This window comes from Streptococcus oralis (assembly GCF_003944215.1).
Lineage (GTDB): Bacteria > Bacillota > Bacilli > Lactobacillales > Streptococcaceae > Streptococcus > Streptococcus oralis_BI.
On record NZ_RJVZ01000004.1, the window covers coordinates 26,833 to 43,147 of the forward strand.

The window sequence follows — 16,315 nt, forward strand, 5'->3', positions numbered from 1 at the left end:
AATCATAAAAAGAACAGTTTCAACTGTTCTTTTTTTGTACTTATTTTTATGAATCAACCACTACTACTTTCTCTTTATCAAGCTTCACGCTGACACTATGATTGATTTCAAACGAGGTTAAAAAATATCAAAAAGAAGCTTGATATTGAGAATGGTCAAGATGATTGAAACTGCGTAACCTAGGATGGTGTTCCACTTGGCATTGGTGAATTCTCCCATCAGTGACTTTTTAGAAGTCAGATAGATTAAGGGGAAGATTGAAAACGGAAGAGCGATTGACAGAAAGACTTGTGAATAGACCAATAACTGATCCAAGGTTTTTTCTTGATGTCCAAACAAGACGGCTACAATAATCACAGGGAGCAAGGCAAAAATACGTGTACCGATACGGATAATCCACTGAGGCAATTTCAGATGCAAGAAACCTTCCATGACAATCTGTCCTGTCAAGGTACCTGTAATAGTCGAATTTTGGCCACTTGCTAAGAGAGCTAGAGCAAATAAAGTTGACAGAGTTGAGCTGGCTATCGCTCCTGCTATTGTTGAATCCTGTAAAGCATTGTACATTTGAGAAAAAGCTGAAATTTCAGATGCATGACCAAAAAAGAGGGAGGCACCTAAAATGAGAAGCAAGGAATTGACAATAAAGGCTAAGGACAACTGAAGATTTGAATCCCATGTCATAAAACGCACGGCTTTCCGAACATCCTTCTTATCTTTGTGATTGATTTTCCTTGTTTGGGATAGGGATGAATGAAGATAGAGATTATGGGGCATGACTGTCGCACCTACAATTCCTAGAGCTAATGTTAATTGGCTTTCATGACCTGGTAACGGTGTTTCAAATAAAGTTGAAGTTGGTAAATAACCACCAATAATCCCCTGAATACTTGGACTGGATAAGGCCACAAGATAGGTAAAGATGGCTAATATGGTTAAAATAAGAGTCGTAACAATGGCTTCAATTTTTTTGAAGCCAAATTTCATCAATAAAAGTAACAAAAATACATCTAAAACGGTTAGGAGGATAGCAATCATAATCGGTATTTTAAACAAAAGATTTAAGGCAATCGCTGAGCCTAGAACCTCAGCTAAGTCTGTCGCCATTAAAGCCAATTCTAAAATCACCCATAAACTATAGCGAAGCCATTTGGGAGCATGATGAGCTGTTGCCTGTGCTAGGTCCATCCTAGTCACGATACCGAGCTTTCCAGCCATCTGTTGTAACTGCATAGCAATGATGGAGGAAATCAAAATAACAAATAAGAGACTATATTTGTAGGAAGCACCACCAACCACACTGGTAATCCAGTTTCCAGGATCCATATAACCAACTGCTACAAGGGCTCCAGGTCCTAAAAATGCTTTTAGATTTTGCCAAAAATGATTGTTATTCGGAGTTTCAATAGATTGGTTGATCTCAGAAAGAGAGACTTTTTTGTAAGAAGACATCGGAATTTTACACTTTCTAATCTGTCTTTACCTATTTTCTTAATGGAATTTTTGAAAATATCATGAAAATAGTTTCCTATTTCCAATTCTTCCTTATTATATCACATTTTAGAATGATTCCTAATAAAAGAAATGATAGTTGAAATAGGCAATATCAGTATTGTAAAAGCCAGCGTTTTCTGACGCTGGCTTTAAAACTGTGAAAATTCTTTCTCAACTAAATCGCTTCTGTGACAAAACTACGACTTTCTAGCACCTTGAGCATGGCATCTGCTGTGTCTAGGGCTGTAAAGAGTGGCACACCGTGTTCAATAGCCGAACGGCGAATTTGCTCACCATCTTCGTCAGCAGTTCGCTTGGTTCCGACAGTATTGATGATCGCTTGAATTTTCCCTTTGCGGACAAAGCTTGGGATATCCTTCTCATCATCACCAATCTTACCAACAGGCTGAGCATGCAGTCCATGGCTAGCAAAGAAGGCTGCAGTTCCTTCTGTCGCGAGGATACCGTAACCGATATTTTGGAAACGGCGAGCCAAGTCCAAGGCTTCTTCTTTGGCATCATCTGCAATGGTGAAGACTACATTTCCGAAAGTTGGCAAATGGAGGTAAGAAGCTTCAAAGGCTTTATAGAGAGCTTTTTCTAGAGTAGCATCAGATCCCATGACTTCCCCTGTTGACTTCATTTCAGGACCAAGTAAGCTATCTACCTTAGCTAACTTGGTGAAGGAGAAGACTGGAGCCTTGATATGAACGCGTGTACTTTCAGGGTAAAGTCCATCTTGGTAGCCAAGTTCTTCAAGACTTTGACCAAGAATGAGCTTAGTCGCTACCTGAGCCATAGGAATATTGGTTACCTTAGAAAGGAATGGAACCGTACGGCTAGCACGCGGATTGACCTCAATAACGTAGACTTTTTCATCCTTGATGACAAACTGAATGTTCATCATTCCAAGACAGTTAAGACCGATTGCTAGGCGTTTAGTATAATCTGCGATGGTTTCCTGCACTTTTTGCGACAAGGTTTGTGGTGGATAAACGGCCATTGAGTCACCTGAGTGGACACCGGCACGTTCGATATGCTCCATGATACCAGGAATGAGGACATTTTCCCCGTCTGAGATGGCATCAACTTCGCACTCTTGCCCAACGATGTATGAATCAACAAGGACTGGATGGTCTGGACTGGCCTTAACAGCGGTACGCATGTAAGAACGAAGGTCTTCCTCATTTTCAACGATTTCCATAGCGCGTCCACCCAAAACATAAGATGGGCGAACGAGAACTGGGAAACCAATTTTGCGAGCTGCAAGCACTGCTTCTTCTTCATTAGTTGCTGTTTGTCCTGGTGGCTGTGGAATATCCAAATCTTTGAGGGCTTGCTCAAAGAGGTCACGGTCTTCAGCTCGGTCTAAGTCAGCGACTTGAGTTCCAAGAATGGTCACACCTGCTTTGGCCAATGGCTCGGCAAGGTTGATGGCTGTTTGACCACCGAACTGAACGATAACACCCTTTGGTTGCTCCAAGTCGATAACATTCATAACATCTTCGAAAGTCAACGGTTCAAAGTAGAGCTTGTCAGATACCGAGAAGTCTGTTGAAACGGTCTCTGGATTTGAGTTCATGATGATAGCTTCATAGCCAGCTGCCTGGATAGCCTTAACTGAGTGAACAGTTGCGTAGTCAAACTCAACCCCTTGTCCGATACGGATTGGACCAGAACCTAGTACTAGAACGGATTCCTTGTCAGATTTGATAGACTCATTTTCCCAACCATAGGTTGAATAGAAATATGGTGTTTCAGAGTCAAACTCTGCCGCACAGGTATCGACCATCTTGTAAACTGGGACAATCTTATTTTCCAAGCGAAGTTGGCGAACTTGGTCAGCTGTCGTTTCCCAGAGTTCAGCAATCTTGCGGTCTGAGAAACCATTGAGTTTAGCTGTTTTCAAGACTTCTAAATCTTGTGGATAGGCACCCAATTCCTTCTCAATTTCAAAGATGTGCAAGAGTTTATCTAGATAGAAGATATCAATCTTGGTCAATTCAGCAATTTCTTCTGGTGTGTAACCACGGCGAATGGCCTCTGATACGTAGAAGAGACGATCATCTTGGGCCTTGACAACTTTTTCAATCAAGGCATCATCAGAAACGGTTACAAGTTCTGGCATTTCATTGTGGTGAACTCCAATTTCAAGAGAGCGACATGCCTTGAGAAGTGATTCCTCGATGTTACGACCAATCGCCATGACTTCTCCAGTCGCCTTCATCTGGGTACCCAGACGACGCTCACCTTTTTCAAACTTGTCAAATGGGAAACGTGGAATCTTAGCAACGACGTAGTCGAGAGCTGGCTCAAACATGGCATAGGTTGAACCTGTAACTGGGTTAATAACCTCATCCAGGGTCAAACCAACGGCAATCTTGGCAGCCAATTTGGCAATCGGATACCCTGTCGCCTTAGATGCAAGGGCAGAAGAACGCGATACACGAGGGTTTACTTCGATGACATAATACTTAAAGCTGTGTGGATCAAGAGCCAGCTGAACGTTACATCCACCTTCAATCTTGAGGGCACGAATAATGCTCAAGCTCGCGTCACGTAGCATTTGGTTTTCATAATCTGACATGGTTTGCGCAGGGGCAAATACGATAGAATCCCCTGTATGAATCCCAACTGGGTCAAAGTTTTCCATGTTACAAACAACGAGGGCATTATCAGCCGAGTCGCGCATGACTTCGTATTCGATTTCCTTGAAACCTGCAATGGAACGCTCAATCAAACATTGGGTAACAGGTGACAATTTCAACCCATTTTCAGCGATTTCACGTAGTTCTTCCTCGTTGGCACACATACCACCACCAGTACCACCTAGAGTAAAGGCTGGACGGACAATGACTGGATAGCCGATTGATGCCGCAAAAGCAACAGCTCCTTCCACTGTGTTGACAATTTCAGATTCTGGGATTGGTTGCTCAAGCTCTTCCATCAATTGTTTAAAGAGGTCACGGTCCTCCGCTTGGTCGATGGCAGATAATTTAGTACCTAAAAGCTCTACCCCAAGCTCATCTAGAATACCATTTTTAGACAATTCCATGGCCATGTTCAGACCCGTCTGACCACCGAGAGTAGGCAACAAGGCATCTGGACGTTCCTTACGGAGAATACGTGTCACAAACTCAAGTGTAATCGGTTCAATATAAACCTTGTCTGCAATCTCCTTGTCCGTCATGATGGTGGCAGGATTTGAGTTCACCAAGACAACCTCATATCCTTCCTCTTTCAACGACAAGCAGGCCTGGGTCCCCGCGTAGTCAAACTCAGCAGCCTGACCAATAATAATCGGACCAGAACCAATCACCATAATTTTTTGAATATCAGTACGTTTAGGCATTTATAAGATATTAAGGGCGTCAAGCGGACAAAGCTAAAATAGGAGTTATGACGAAGAACTATCAGTTCTAGGAATAACTATCTTTTTAGCACCGTCCGTAGCCCGTATTCAGTTCAGCAAATACGGACCACCCTTCTCCTTTCTATTCGTCGCCTCACAGAGCGACATTAAATAAATTCTCCGACGATTTTTCAATAATAAATCGAGTGTAAAAATTTTCAGCATCTCATTGCTCAACTAAAAGAAAGGACTTGCCTTTTTATTCGACAAGCCTCTGACAGAGTTTCCTATATCAGCGATTAGCAGATTTAAACGACTCCATCATTTCGATAAATTCATCAAAGAGATAGCTTGCATCGTGCGGTCCTGGAGCTGCATCTGGGTGGAATTGCACAGAGAAACCTGGTTGGTATCTGTGACGCACACCTTCAACTGACTTGTCATTGATTTCTTCGTGGGTAATAATCAAATGCTCTGGCAAATCCTCACGGCTAACCGCATAACCATGGTTCTGGCTAGTAAAGTCTACTCGGCCTGTTGCAATTTCACGCACCGCGTGGTTAAATCCACGGTGACCAAACTTCATCTTGTAGGTCTTGGCTCCATTTGCCATAGCAAAAAGTTGGTGCCCCATACAGATACCAAATATTGGAATTTTTCCTTGCACACCGCGAATCATATCCAGTGCCTGGGGAACATCTTCTGGGTTACCTGGACCGTTTGACAACATGACCCCGTCAGGATGGAGATGGAGAATTTCTTCTGCTGTTGTTGTGTATGGAACAACGGTCACGTTACAATTACGTTTAGAAAGTTCGCGTAAGATGGAGTGTTTGAGACCAAAGTCTACCAGAACGACACTCAATCCAACTCCAGGAGCAGGATAAGCTGTCTTTGTAGATACTTGCTTGATATTATCTGTCGGTAGAACTGTCGCTTGGAGCTGGTCTATGATATGATCCATGGTATCACCAACATGCGTAAGGGTTGCACGCATGGTACCATGCTTACGGATAATTTTTGTCAGAGCACGGGTATCAATTCCTGAGATACCAGGAATTTTCTTAGCTTTCAAGAATTCGTCCAAGGTCATTTGATTGCGCCAGTTGCTGGCTCTACGCGCTTCTTCAAAAACTACTACTCCCTTACAGGTAGGAGTGATTGACTCGTAGTCGTCACGGTTAATTCCATAATTTCCCACCAAAGGATAGGTAAAGGTTAAGATTTGTCCATTGTAAGACTGGTCTGTTATGGATTCTTGGTAACCGGTCATCCCTGTATTAAAGACGATTTCACCTGTTACATCAATATCTGCTCCGAAGGCCTGGCCTTCAAATACTGTACCATCTTCTAATACTAGAAGTCGTTTTTTCATCTACTCACCTCTCGTTGATGCTCTCAGACATCTTTTAACGCTTTGTGCCTTATTTTGCTTTTCTATAGGCCAACACAGATTCTAAAATTGCCATTCTGACAAAGACACCGTTGGTCATTTGCTGAACAATACGTGATTTCGGTGCCTCTACCAAGTGATCAGCGATTTCAACATCACGATTGACTGGAGCTGGGTGCATGAGGATTGCTTTTTCTTTCAAGCGGTCATAGCGTTCTTGTGTCAAACCATGCTGGATATGATAGTCTTCTTTTGAAAATCCTGTCACAATTTCATGACGTTCATGCTGCACACGAAGAAACATCATAACATCTACTTGATCAATCACCTCATCAATTGATACAAAGCGACCGTAATGTTCAAACTCCTCACTTCTCCATTCCTCAGGACCTGCAAAGTAAAGCTCCGCTCCCAAGCGTTTAAGGATTTGCATATTAGACTTAGCTACCCGTGAGTGGTTTAGGTCGCCAGCGATTGCCACCTTAAGACCTTCAAAATGTCCAAATTCTTCATAAATTGTCATCAAATCAAGCAAACTTTGGCTAGGGTGTTGCCCTGAACCGTCCCCACCGTTGATAATCGAAGTTGTGATGGTCGGGCTAGCAATCAATTCTCTGTAGTAGTCCACCTCTGGGTGACGAATAACACAGGCATCCACTCCTAGCGCAGACAGCGTCAAGATCGTGTCATAGAGTGTTTCACCCTTATTCACTGAACTGGTCTTCACATCGAAATCCAAAAGATCAAGTCCAAGTTTCAGTTCTGCTACCTCAAAGGATTTGTGGGTACGAGTTGAACTTTCAAAGAAAAGGTTGGAAACGATGTGTTGTTCCTCATAAGAAGCACTCGCTCCGTTTTTAAATTCGATTCCACGTTTAATCAATTTCATTACTTGTTCTACAGTAAGGTCTTCCATAGAAACGACATGTTGCAAAGCTTGTTGATTTTCTGACATTTTTTTACTCCTTTTAGTGTTTTAGGCTTGTTCTGTGATTAGTACTCTGTCTTGTCCATCTAGTTCTGTCATCTCTACGATTATTTCTTCAGAACGACTGGTTGGGATGTTTTTTCCAACATAGTCCGGACGGATTGGAAGTTCTCTGTGGCCACGATCAACCAAGACTGCCAAACTCACACGAGCAGGGCGACCATGGCTGACGATGTTGTCAATAGCTGCACGAATAGTACGACCTGTATAGAGTACATCGTCCACCAAGATAACTTCCCGATCTGTCACATCAACAGAGATTACAGAGGTATCTTCTCCACTTTTGACATCGTCACGGAAAGGCTTGGTATCCAGTTCTACCACTGGAACTGAAATAGATTCTAACTGTTCCAAACGTTCTTGGATACGGCGAGCGATAAAGACACCTCTCGTTTTAATACCAGCCAAAACGATTTTATTTAAATCTTTATTTCGCTCAATAATCTCGTAGGTAATCCGAGTAATCGCTCGTTTGACGGTCAATTCGTCTACAACTTCTTTTGTCCTCATGACAAACCTCCAAAAAGAAAAGTCTCCTTAACAAGGAGACTTCAGAATGTATAGCCAAGCCAGCTCTACTGTAAAGAGTATAGACTTCTGCTATCTATTGATCCGACTCCTTGCCTGCCTCACGGGACAGGTTTAAAGGAATATTTTATTGTTATTACTATATCACAAAGAAAGGATCAATGCAAGAAAAAAACATAAAATTTTCATCTTATAACGAACTAAAATCATATAATTGTGGATAGTGATCGCATTCTGGGTTCTTTGGGTGACAGATAGCCCGTCCAAAGTAAATCATAGCCTGATGGGCCGCCAACCATTTCTCTGGAGGCAGAACATCCATGACACGTTTTTCTACTTCGAGGGGCGTAGCTGATTTTTTAACGATATCGTGATGCTTACAGATACGCTCAACATGAGTATCAACTGCAAAGGCTGGAATTCCAAAGCCCACACTAATGACTACGTTAGCTGTTTTGCGTCCAACACCTGCTAGGCTTTCTAATTCCTCTCGAGTCTGAGGCACTTGACCATTAAAATCGTCTAGTAACTGCTGGGCACATTTTTTAAGAAATTTAGCTTTATTGCGATAGAGTCCTAGACGGGAAATGTGTGAGGCAATTTCACTTTCAGTCGCGACAGACATGGCTTGAGGCGTTGGAAAGGCTGCAAAGAGGCCTGGTGTGGCCTTATTGACTGCGGCATCTGTCGTCTGGGCTGACAACATCACTGCAACCAAGAGTTCAAAATGATTGGTAAAATCAAGGCTGGGTTTGGCATCTGGGAAGAGAGCTATGATTTCTTCTAGCACTTTTCGTGCTCGTTTTTTTGACAAGACCATTATTCGTCTCCGTCAAATAGTCCTTGCAAGCCTGCAAATGGACTGTTTTCTTCTTTCTTGACTGCTTGTTGGGCTTGGTATTCTTCCTCAGTCATGATTTGCCAGTCATTTCCAGACACAAANCCTTGGCCCGCCTCTTCTTCTGCCGTCAAGACCTTGATTGGGATATTGAGCAAGATATTATCTGCTACGCTCTCAGCAAGGTCGATTTCCCCATTTTCGATAGGCAAGACCAAGTCATCATCTAAAACTTCTTGATCCAGTTGGTTGGTTGCTCCTTCCATGAAGACCTCTGTCACTGGATAAGACTCCTCCAACTCAACTGGCTCCATACTGCGGCTGGAAGCAAGAACGATGGTATAAGATAACTGATAATCTAGGAAATACATACGGTCTTCGTACTGGACCTTTCCCACTGCTAGGATATCTTTGACATCTAAAATTTCTTGATTACGGGTACGTAAGTCTGCGACAAGGTCTAAAGTTTGTTCAAAGTGTAGGCCTTCAGGCTGCTTACGAATTTCTTGAATATTTAACTTCATATTTCCTCCATAAAGATTTACTCACTTGATTATACCATGAAAAGGCTACAAGTCAGCCTTCCAAACATTGATATTAAAATCTCCTTTTTAACATGTTTACTATGACATATTTTCTGTTTAGTGCTATACTATAGGCAAGAATACATTAGAGCAAGGAGGATGCTCACATGGAAGACAAGGCACTCATCACTGAAGCTTACCAACTACTTTCCGAGTTAAATCAAAGTTTCCAAAATTGCAAACAAGGTACAGACGATGATTTCCGTCTACAAGAACTGCTGAACAGCACTCTCAAGGAACTTAAAAAAGCGGAAAAGCTTGATAACAGTATCTTAATCGACCTTGAGAAATTTTACCAACGTACCAGTCTACTGATTGGACTAGGTAGCCTAAAACTAAACGATCAAGCACGCACCGCTTGGCGCAACTATGATAAGTTCCATTACGAACATGTCAAACACGTACTGAATCTCTATGGACCTGTTTTCGGATTTTAGAGTTTATAATTTTAGATTTACTATTGACAAAATTTCCTAAAAGGTATAGGATAGAGGTACTAATACTCGGAGGTAAGGGAGACATGAACAACTAAGTCTATCAAATAAAGAACTTTATTTAGTAGATCTTGTTTTTGTCTCTTTTTGCATGCTCTTTTTGTACTAGATTATCTGGTGCTTTATCCACTTTGAAAATCAAAAAACTAGAAAGCTAATCATCTGCTCCTCTTGGGTTGGATTAGGCAAGTCTAAGCTAGTTTGAAGAGATTTTCGACGTGGATAATGGAGTTTTTGACAGTGACTTTGGGCTCTACTAGGTAAAGTAGAGCTTTTTGTTATGCACTATAGACATTCTAGAAAGGGCAAGAATATGATAAAAATCAATCATCTGACCATCACACAAAACAAAGATCTACGAGAGCTTGTTTCTGACCTAACCATGACTATCCAAGACGGGGAAAAGGTTGCTATTATTGGTGAAGAAGGAAATGGCAAATCAACCTTGCTACGAGCTTTAATGGGGGAAGCTTTGCCTGATTTCACTATCAAGGGAGACCTCCAGTCTGACCTTCAATCACTGGCCTACATTCCTCAAAAACTAGCTGAGGACCTGAAAAAGAAAACTCTACATGACTACTTCTTTTTGGATTCTGCTGATTTAGACTACAGCATTCTTTATCGTTTGGCTGAGGAGTTGCACTTTGATAGCGACCGTTTTGCTAGCGACCAAGAAATTGGCAGTCTATCAGGGGGCGAAGCTTTGAAAATTCAACTCATCCATGAGTTAGCAAAATCTTTTGAGATTCTATTTTTAGATGAACCTTCAAATGACTTAGATCTTGAGACTGTTGATTGGCTAAAAAGTCAGATTCAAAAGATGAAGCAAACCGTTATTTTCATTTCCCATGATGAAGACTTTCTTTCTCAGACGGCAGATACTATTGTCCACTTACGTCTGGTCAAGCACCGGAAAGAATCGGAAACCCTAGTGGAGCATTTAGACTACGATAGCTATAGTGACCAGAGGAAGGCTAGTTTTGCCAGACAAAGCCAGCAAGCTGCTAACGACCAACGAGCCCATGATAAAACCATGGAAAAACATCGTCGCGTTAAGCAGAATGTAGAAAATGCTTTGCGAAATACTAAAAATGATGTTGCTGGGCGCCTACTGGCTAAAAAGATGAAAACTGTTCTCTCTCAAGAAAAACGCTTTGAAAAGGAAGCTCAGTCCATGATCCAAAAGCCACTTGAAGAGGAACAAATCCAACTTTTCTTTTCAGACATCCAACCATTACCAGCTTCTAAAGTCTTAATCCAACTGGAAAAAGAAAGTTTGTCCATTGGTGGGCGCGTTTTGGCTCAGGAGTTACAACTGACTGTCCGTGGTCAAGATAAAATCGGTATCATCGGGCCTAATGGTGTTGGAAAATCGACTCTGTTAGCCAAGTTGCAACAACTTCTTAATGATAAAAGAGAGATTTCCCTTGGTTATATGCCACAAGATTACCATAAAAAACTGCAATTGGATTTATCTCCAGTAGACTACCTCAGCCAAACAGGACAAAAAGAGGAACTACAGAAAATCCAATCCCACTTAGCCAGTCTCAATTTCAGTTATCCAGAGATGCAACACCAAATTCGTTCCTTATCTGGTGGTCAACAAGGCAAACTACTTCTGTTGGATTTAGTACTGCGCAAACCAAACTTTCTCATTCTCGATGAACCCACACGAAACTTTTCTCCTACTTCTCAACCCGAAATCAGAAAACTCTTTGCCTCTTATCCCGGCGGTCTGATCACTGTTTCGCATGACAGACGCTTCTTAAAGGAGGTCTGTACGAGTATCTATCGTTTGACAGAAAATGGTTTGGAAGTTGTTGATTTAGAAGATTTATAAATGTTGAACATAGCAAAAATCCAGAGACGATCTCTGGATTTTTTTACATTTGTTTCAAGCGTTCGATTCGTTCTGAGATAGGTGGGTGGGTATAAAAGAGTTTTTGAAGTCCCCCACCTTTCTTGGGATCATTGATGTAAAGAGCGCTGCTGGCATCATCGACGTGACAGATTATGCTCTGAATTTTGTTTAAATTGTATAAGCTAAAAATCTTTTTTACTATTTTACAGCTCAAAGCATTCTAATGCAGCATTATCTCATATACAAAAAGCAAAACGCAACCAGATTATTGAGGACATGCAAAAGAATGGAATTCCATAGGTTATCAGAAGTCTTATATCTTACCCCAAATGCAAATCCCATACCTAAATAGGTGATAAAGCTAGGAATAGTATAGGGACCATGCAGATAAGCAAAAAGAAGCGATGTGGCAAACAAGCCAATATATGTATTCTTAAATACTATTCCCTGTAACATACCTCGCATGAAGATTTCTTCCGTGACAGGTGCCAAAACACAGAGATCCACAAAAAGTACAGACCATGAAAGTGATAAACTTTGCACAGCTTGAGTTGTCTCTGATTGGGTAGGGCCTAAAAAATTTACCAAAATATAAAACAGGAAAAGCAAGACGTATGAAAGAAAACATTTTAAAATATCTTTTAGGCAGATTTTCCGAATGTGAAACAAGTCATACTTTTTTCCTACATATAAAAATATTGCAAGTTCAACAAGTGTAAAAAGGAGTGATAGCGTTAATGAATTTATTCGCATGATTTTCTCTGCTATACTCAAATGAATCGGCATAAAAATCAAAATCAAGAAAAACGTCATCCAGCGCTTATACATCATTCACCTCAATTATATAGAATTACATATATTATACTATTTTTCGGTGAGATAACAAGTTAAAAGCGAGATACTAAAAGCAAAAAAATCCAGAGAAACCTCTCTGGATTTTGTTTACATTTGTTTCAAGCGTTCGATTCGTTCTGAGATAGGTGGGTGGGTGTAAAATAGTTTTTGTAGTCCCCCACCTTTCTTAGGATCATTGATGTACAGAGCACTGCTGGCATCATCAACGTGGTGATGCATGGGCTCGCTATTGTCCAACTTGCGCAGTGCATTGATCATCCCTTGAGGATTGCGAGTCAGCTCCACACTGGATGCATCCGCCAGAAATTCCCTCTGACGGGAAATGGCAAGTTGCACCAAAGTTGCTGCGAGAGGTGCTAGAACAATGGCTAAGAGAGAGAGAACAAGCATGATAATCTCCAAACCATTTCCATCACGATCATTATCACTCCGTCTGCGACCAGCGCCTCCCCACCACATCATACGACCTGCCATACTAGATAGAAGGGTAATGGCACTAGCAAGGGCAACAGCAATAGTCGAAATGCGGATATCGTAGTTTCGGATATGACTGACCTCGTGGCCCATAACAGCTTCTAGCTCCTCACGATTCATGATGGCCAAGAGACCCGACGTTGCTGCGACTGCCGCATTCTGCGGGTTGGAACCTGTTGCAAAAGCATTTAAAGAAGAATCCTCAATGAGGAAAACACGCGGCATGGGAATCTGAGCGACCATAGCCATATCTTCCACTACATGGTAGAGGTCTGGTGCCGTTTGCTCATCAACCTCACGCGCCCCATTCATAGACATGACAATCTCTGTCGATTGAAAGATCATAGTCAGAGCGTAGATAAAACCAATAATCAAGGCAATTATCATGCCGCCAAGACCTGAACGCATAAAGAGATAGCCAACCGCATAACCAACCAAGGTCAAGAGTAGGAAGAAAACCAGCAATAAAATCCAAGTTTTTCGTTTATTGCTCGCAATTTGATCAAACAACATCTTAGTCACCTAAACCGCTAAAGTCAACTTTAGGAACTGCCTTTTCCTCTTCAGGTGTTTGAAGGAAGTCTGCAGCTTTAAAGCCAAATAGTCCTGCGATGACATTACTTGGGAAGCTTTCAAGTTTTACATTGTAATTGCTGACCACACTGTTGTAGAGTTGGCGTGAGTAAGAAATTTTATTTTCTGTATTGGTCAACTCTTCTTGCAATTTGATAAAGTTAGCGCTAGCTTTCAAGTCTGGGTAATTCTCTGCTACTGCAAAGATACCAGAAATTTGGCGAGTAAGGGCATCACTGGCCTTCATAGCTTCAGCTGGCGAGGTTGCTGCGGCTACCTGTCTACGAAGTTCTGTCACTTTTTCCAAGGTAGAACCTTCATATTTCGCATAGCCTTTGACTGTTTCAATCAAGTTTGGGAGGAGATCATTACGACGCTTCAACTGAACATCGATCTGGCTCCAAGCCTCCCTGGTTTGCATACGATTTTTAACCAAACCGTTATAGCTAACAATCACAAAAATAACAATCAGAGCCAAAACTCCAAGAATAATCCAAATCATAATCTTATTCCTTTCTGCTTTTAGATTAATACCAGTATATCAAAATTTTAATGAATATGGTAAAATAAGATGATACTAGAGAAGGAAACTATTATGAAACCAGAAACATTTTACAGCCTACTAGCTGAGCAAAATCTTCCACTTTCTGACCAGCAAAAGAAACAATTTGAACGCTATTTTGAACTCTTGGTGGAGTGGAATGAAAAGATTAACCTGACCGCTATTACAGACAAAGAAGAAGTTTATCTCAAACATTTTTATGATTCGATTGCACCCATCCTGCAAGGCTTAATTTCAAATGAATCTATCAAACTTCTTGATATCGGGGCTGGGGCAGGATTTCCTAGTCTTCCTATGAAAATCCTCTATCCTCAGTTAGATGTGACCATCATCGATTCGCTAAATAAGCGCATCAACTTCCTTCAGCTTTTGGCTCAGGAGTTGGATTTGGATGGTGTTCACTTCTACCATGGGCGTGCAGAAGATTTTGCCCAAGACAAGAATTTCCGTGCTCAGTTTGATATAGTGACGGCTCGCGCGGTTGCCCGCATGCAGATCTTGTCTGAACTGACCATTCCCTATCTTAAAGTCGGTGGAAAACTATTGGCACTCAAGGCCAGCAATGCGCCCGAGGAATTGCTAGAAGCCAAGAACGCTCTCAACCTCCTCTTTAGCAAGGTAGAGGACAACCTCGGCTATACCCTGCCAAATGGAGATCCGCGCTACATCACTGTCGTCGAAAAGAAAAAGGAGACGCCTAACAAGTACCCAAGAAAGGCTGGCATGCCCAACAAACGCCCGCTTTAATTTTTTTAGTAAAAAAATTTACAAAATCAACCTCGCTCTTACATTTTTAGGCTCGGGAAAAAATGATTTACAAAATCATTTTTTTCTGCTATACTATCCTAAGCAAAGGTTTTTAATGTCATCCCGTGAGGTGACGAAGACGCAGAAATATATGAAGTTCTTTAAGAATGGAATAATCTTTTTTAAAGAAGTCTTACTCTGAGAGCCTGTTGCTGTAAAATAATGGGCTCTTTTTTGATGCCCAAAAGTGAGGTTTATATGAAACAAGAATCAACTATTGATTTGTTACTAGACGTTGACCAACGTCCTTCAGCTGGTAAAGGCATTCTCCTCAGCTTCCAGCACGTTTTTGCCATGTTTGGTGCAACCATCCTAGTTCCTTTAATTTTGGGAATGCCTGTATCTGTTGCCCTTTTTGCATCAGGCGTTGGGACACTCATCTACATGATTTCGACTGGTTTTAAAGTTCCAGTCTATCTCGGATCATCCTTCGCCTTTATCACGGCCATGTCTCTAGCTATGAAAGAGATGGGTGGCGATGTATCGGCCGCTCAAACTGGGGTTATCCTGACTGGTTTGGTTTATGTCCTTGTGGCTGCAAGTGTTCGTTTTGCAGGTACAAAATGGATTGACAAACTCTTGCCACCAATCATTATCGGACCCATGATCATCGTTATCGGTCTTGGACTGGCAAATTCAGCTGTTACGAACGCTGGACTTGTAGCAGATGGAAATTGGAAAAATGCACTTGTAGCTGTCGTAACTTTCTTGATTGCTGCCTTTATCAATACAAAAGGAAAAGGTTTCCTACGTATCATTCCTTTCCTCTTTGCCATCATCGGTGGTTACATCTTCGCAGTAACACTTGGCTTGGTTGACTTTACACCAGTCCTAGAAGCTAACTGGTTTGAAATCCCTGGTTTCTACTTACCATTTAGTACAGGCGGAGCCTTCAAAGAGTATAACCTCTACTTCGGTCCTGAAACAATCGCCATCTTGCCAATCGCTATCGTAACCATTTCAGAACACATCGGTGACCATACCGTCCTAAGCCAAATCTGTGGACGTCAGTTCCTGAAAGAACCAGGACTTCACCGTACTCTTCTTGGTGACGGTATTGCAACATCTGTATCTGCTTTCCTCGGTGGACCAGCCAATACGACTTACGGCGAAAATACAGGAGTTATCGGTATGACTCGTATCGCTTCTGTCTCCGTTATTCGTAACGCAGCCTTTATTGCCATCGCTCTTAGTTTCCTTGGTAAATTCACTGCCTTGATCTCAACAATCCCTAGTGCTGTACTTGGTGGGATGTCTATCCTTCTCTACGGAGTTATCGCCAGCAACGGTTTGAAAGTCTTGATCAAGGAGCGCGTTGATTTCAGTCAAATGCGTAACCTCATCATTGCTAGTGCTATGTTGGTTCTTGGGCTTGGTGGAGCCATCCTCAAAGTAGGACCAGTTACCCTTTCAGGTACTGCCCTATCAGCTATGACAGGTATCATCTTAAACTTGATCTTACCATACGAAAACAAAGACTAGTCATCTATATAGACAAAATCCACTCAGTTG

General features: G+C 41.8%; 14 protein-coding genes and 1 pseudogene. 4 read left to right on the top strand and 11 right to left on the bottom strand.

The genetic code is table 11. The features are described from left to right. Positions 1-117: 117 nt before the first annotated feature. From D8804_RS03180 to D8804_RS03210, 7 genes are all read right to left on the bottom strand, one after another. Positions 118-1,452: an Nramp family divalent metal transporter gene (locus D8804_RS03180; protein WP_084946243.1), complete on the bottom strand. Its 1,335-nt coding sequence runs from the start codon at positions 1,450-1,452 to the stop codon at positions 118-120. 217 nt (positions 1,453-1,669) lie between these two features. Next, positions 1,670-4,846, bottom strand: a complete 3,177-nt coding sequence (gene carB / locus D8804_RS03185) for a carbamoyl-phosphate synthase large subunit (RefSeq protein ID WP_125398798.1) — start codon at positions 4,844-4,846, stop codon at positions 1,670-1,672. A 292-nt stretch (positions 4,847-5,138) separates the two neighbouring features. Further along, entirely contained in the window at positions 5,139-6,221 is a 1,083-nt protein-coding gene (locus tag D8804_RS03190) for a carbamoyl phosphate synthase small subunit (protein ID WP_125398799.1), read from the bottom strand. Between the two features lie 49 nt (positions 6,222-6,270). Next, on the bottom strand, positions 6,271-7,194 hold the full coding sequence (locus D8804_RS03195; RefSeq protein ID WP_001293858.1) for an aspartate carbamoyltransferase catalytic subunit: 924 nt from the start codon (positions 7,192-7,194) through the stop codon (positions 6,271-6,273). A gap of 21 nt (positions 7,195-7,215) precedes the next feature. Continuing rightward, positions 7,216-7,737 (bottom strand): bifunctional pyr operon transcriptional regulator/uracil phosphoribosyltransferase PyrR, encoded by a 522-nt coding sequence (gene pyrR / locus D8804_RS03200; RefSeq protein WP_125398800.1) that lies wholly within the window; start codon positions 7,735-7,737, stop codon positions 7,216-7,218. A 208-nt stretch (positions 7,738-7,945) separates the two neighbouring features. After that, entirely contained in the window at positions 7,946-8,575 is a 630-nt protein-coding gene (gene nth / locus D8804_RS03205; RefSeq protein ID WP_125398801.1) for an endonuclease III, read from the bottom strand. Next, positions 8,575-9,117 carry a YceD family protein gene (locus tag D8804_RS03210; RefSeq protein WP_125398802.1) on the bottom strand — a complete coding sequence of 181 codons (543 nt, stop codon included), beginning with the start codon at positions 9,115-9,117 and terminating at the stop codon, positions 8,575-8,577. The genes nth and D8804_RS03210 overlap by 1 nt, the downstream gene beginning before the upstream one ends. 167 nt (positions 9,118-9,284) lie before the next feature. Here D8804_RS03210 and D8804_RS03215 point away from each other — a divergent pair, with 167 nt between their 5' ends. Both D8804_RS03215 and D8804_RS03220 read left to right on the top strand, forming a co-directional pair. Beyond that, positions 9,285-9,614, top strand: coding sequence for a helicase BlpT (locus D8804_RS03215; protein ID WP_125398803.1), 330 nt, complete (start codon positions 9,285-9,287; stop codon positions 9,612-9,614). 337 nt (positions 9,615-9,951) lie between these two features. Continuing rightward, complete coding sequence (locus tag D8804_RS03220) at positions 9,952-11,511, top strand: ATP-binding cassette domain-containing protein (RefSeq protein ID WP_125398804.1); 1,560 nt, start codon at positions 9,952-9,954, stop codon at positions 11,509-11,511. 43 nt (positions 11,512-11,554) lie between these two features. Here D8804_RS03220 and D8804_RS03225 read toward each other — a convergent pair. From D8804_RS03225 to D8804_RS03240, 4 genes and pseudogenes are all read right to left on the bottom strand, one after another. Then, positions 11,555-11,680, bottom strand: a pseudogene (locus tag D8804_RS03225) (zinc metalloprotease HtpX); the annotation flags it as partial. Positions 11,681-11,763: 83 nt separating this feature from the next. Beyond that, a complete protein-coding gene (locus D8804_RS03230) occupies positions 11,764-12,363 on the bottom strand; it encodes a CPBP family intramembrane glutamic endopeptidase (protein ID WP_260472323.1) in 600 nt (199 codons plus the stop codon). Between the two features lie 111 nt (positions 12,364-12,474). Further along, positions 12,475-13,374 carry a zinc metalloprotease HtpX gene (gene htpX, locus D8804_RS03235; protein WP_125398805.1) on the bottom strand — a complete coding sequence of 300 codons (900 nt, stop codon included), beginning with the start codon at positions 13,372-13,374 and terminating at the stop codon, positions 12,475-12,477. A gap of 1 nt (position 13,375) precedes the next feature. Next, positions 13,376-13,936, bottom strand: a complete 561-nt coding sequence (locus D8804_RS03240) for a LemA family protein (RefSeq protein WP_125398806.1) — start codon at positions 13,934-13,936, stop codon at positions 13,376-13,378. Positions 13,937-14,029: 93 nt separating this feature from the next. On the opposite strand from D8804_RS03240, the gene rsmG reads away from it, so the two are divergent. Both rsmG and D8804_RS03250 read left to right on the top strand, forming a co-directional pair. Beyond that, on the top strand, positions 14,030-14,743 hold the full coding sequence (gene rsmG / locus D8804_RS03245) for a 16S rRNA (guanine(527)-N(7))-methyltransferase RsmG (RefSeq protein WP_125398807.1): 714 nt from the start codon (positions 14,030-14,032) through the stop codon (positions 14,741-14,743). 258 nt (positions 14,744-15,001) lie between these two features. Further along, complete coding sequence (locus D8804_RS03250; RefSeq protein WP_165941791.1) at positions 15,002-16,285, top strand: uracil-xanthine permease family protein; 1,284 nt, start codon at positions 15,002-15,004, stop codon at positions 16,283-16,285. The last annotated feature ends 30 nt before the right edge of the window (positions 16,286-16,315 follow it).

Bases quoted from the DNA above. Each gene is read 5' to 3' on its own strand.
- D8804_RS03180 (WP_084946243.1), bottom strand. From the start codon at position 1,452: ATGTCTTCTTACAAAAAAGTCTCTCTTTCTGAGATCAACCAATCTATT.
- carB (WP_125398798.1), bottom strand. From the start codon at position 4,846: ATGCCTAAACGTACTGATATTCAAAAAATTATGGTGATTGGTTCTGGT.
- D8804_RS03190 (WP_125398799.1), bottom strand. From the start codon at position 6,221: ATGAAAAAACGACTTCTAGTATTAGAAGATGGTACAGTATTTGAAGGC.
- D8804_RS03195 (WP_001293858.1), bottom strand. From the start codon at position 7,194: ATGTCAGAAAATCAACAAGCTTTGCAACATGTCGTTTCTATGGAAGAC.
- pyrR (WP_125398800.1), bottom strand. From the start codon at position 7,737: ATGAGGACAAAAGAAGTTGTAGACGAATTGACCGTCAAACGAGCGATT.
- nth (WP_125398801.1), bottom strand. From the start codon at position 8,575: ATGGTCTTGTCAAAAAAACGAGCACGAAAAGTGCTAGAAGAAATCATA.
- D8804_RS03215 (WP_125398803.1), top strand. From the start codon at position 9,285: ATGGAAGACAAGGCACTCATCACTGAAGCTTACCAACTACTTTCCGAG.
- D8804_RS03220 (WP_125398804.1), top strand. From the start codon at position 9,952: ATGCACTATAGACATTCTAGAAAGGGCAAGAATATGATAAAAATCAAT.
- D8804_RS03230 (WP_260472323.1), bottom strand. From the start codon at position 12,363: ATGATGTATAAGCGCTGGATGACGTTTTTCTTGATTTTGATTTTTATG.
- htpX (WP_125398805.1), bottom strand. From the start codon at position 13,374: ATGTTGTTTGATCAAATTGCGAGCAATAAACGAAAAACTTGGATTTTA.
- D8804_RS03240 (WP_125398806.1), bottom strand. From the start codon at position 13,936: ATGATTTGGATTATTCTTGGAGTTTTGGCTCTGATTGTTATTTTTGTG.
- rsmG (WP_125398807.1), top strand. From the start codon at position 14,030: ATGAAACCAGAAACATTTTACAGCCTACTAGCTGAGCAAAATCTTCCA.
- D8804_RS03250 (WP_165941791.1), top strand. From the start codon at position 15,002: ATGAAACAAGAATCAACTATTGATTTGTTACTAGACGTTGACCAACGT.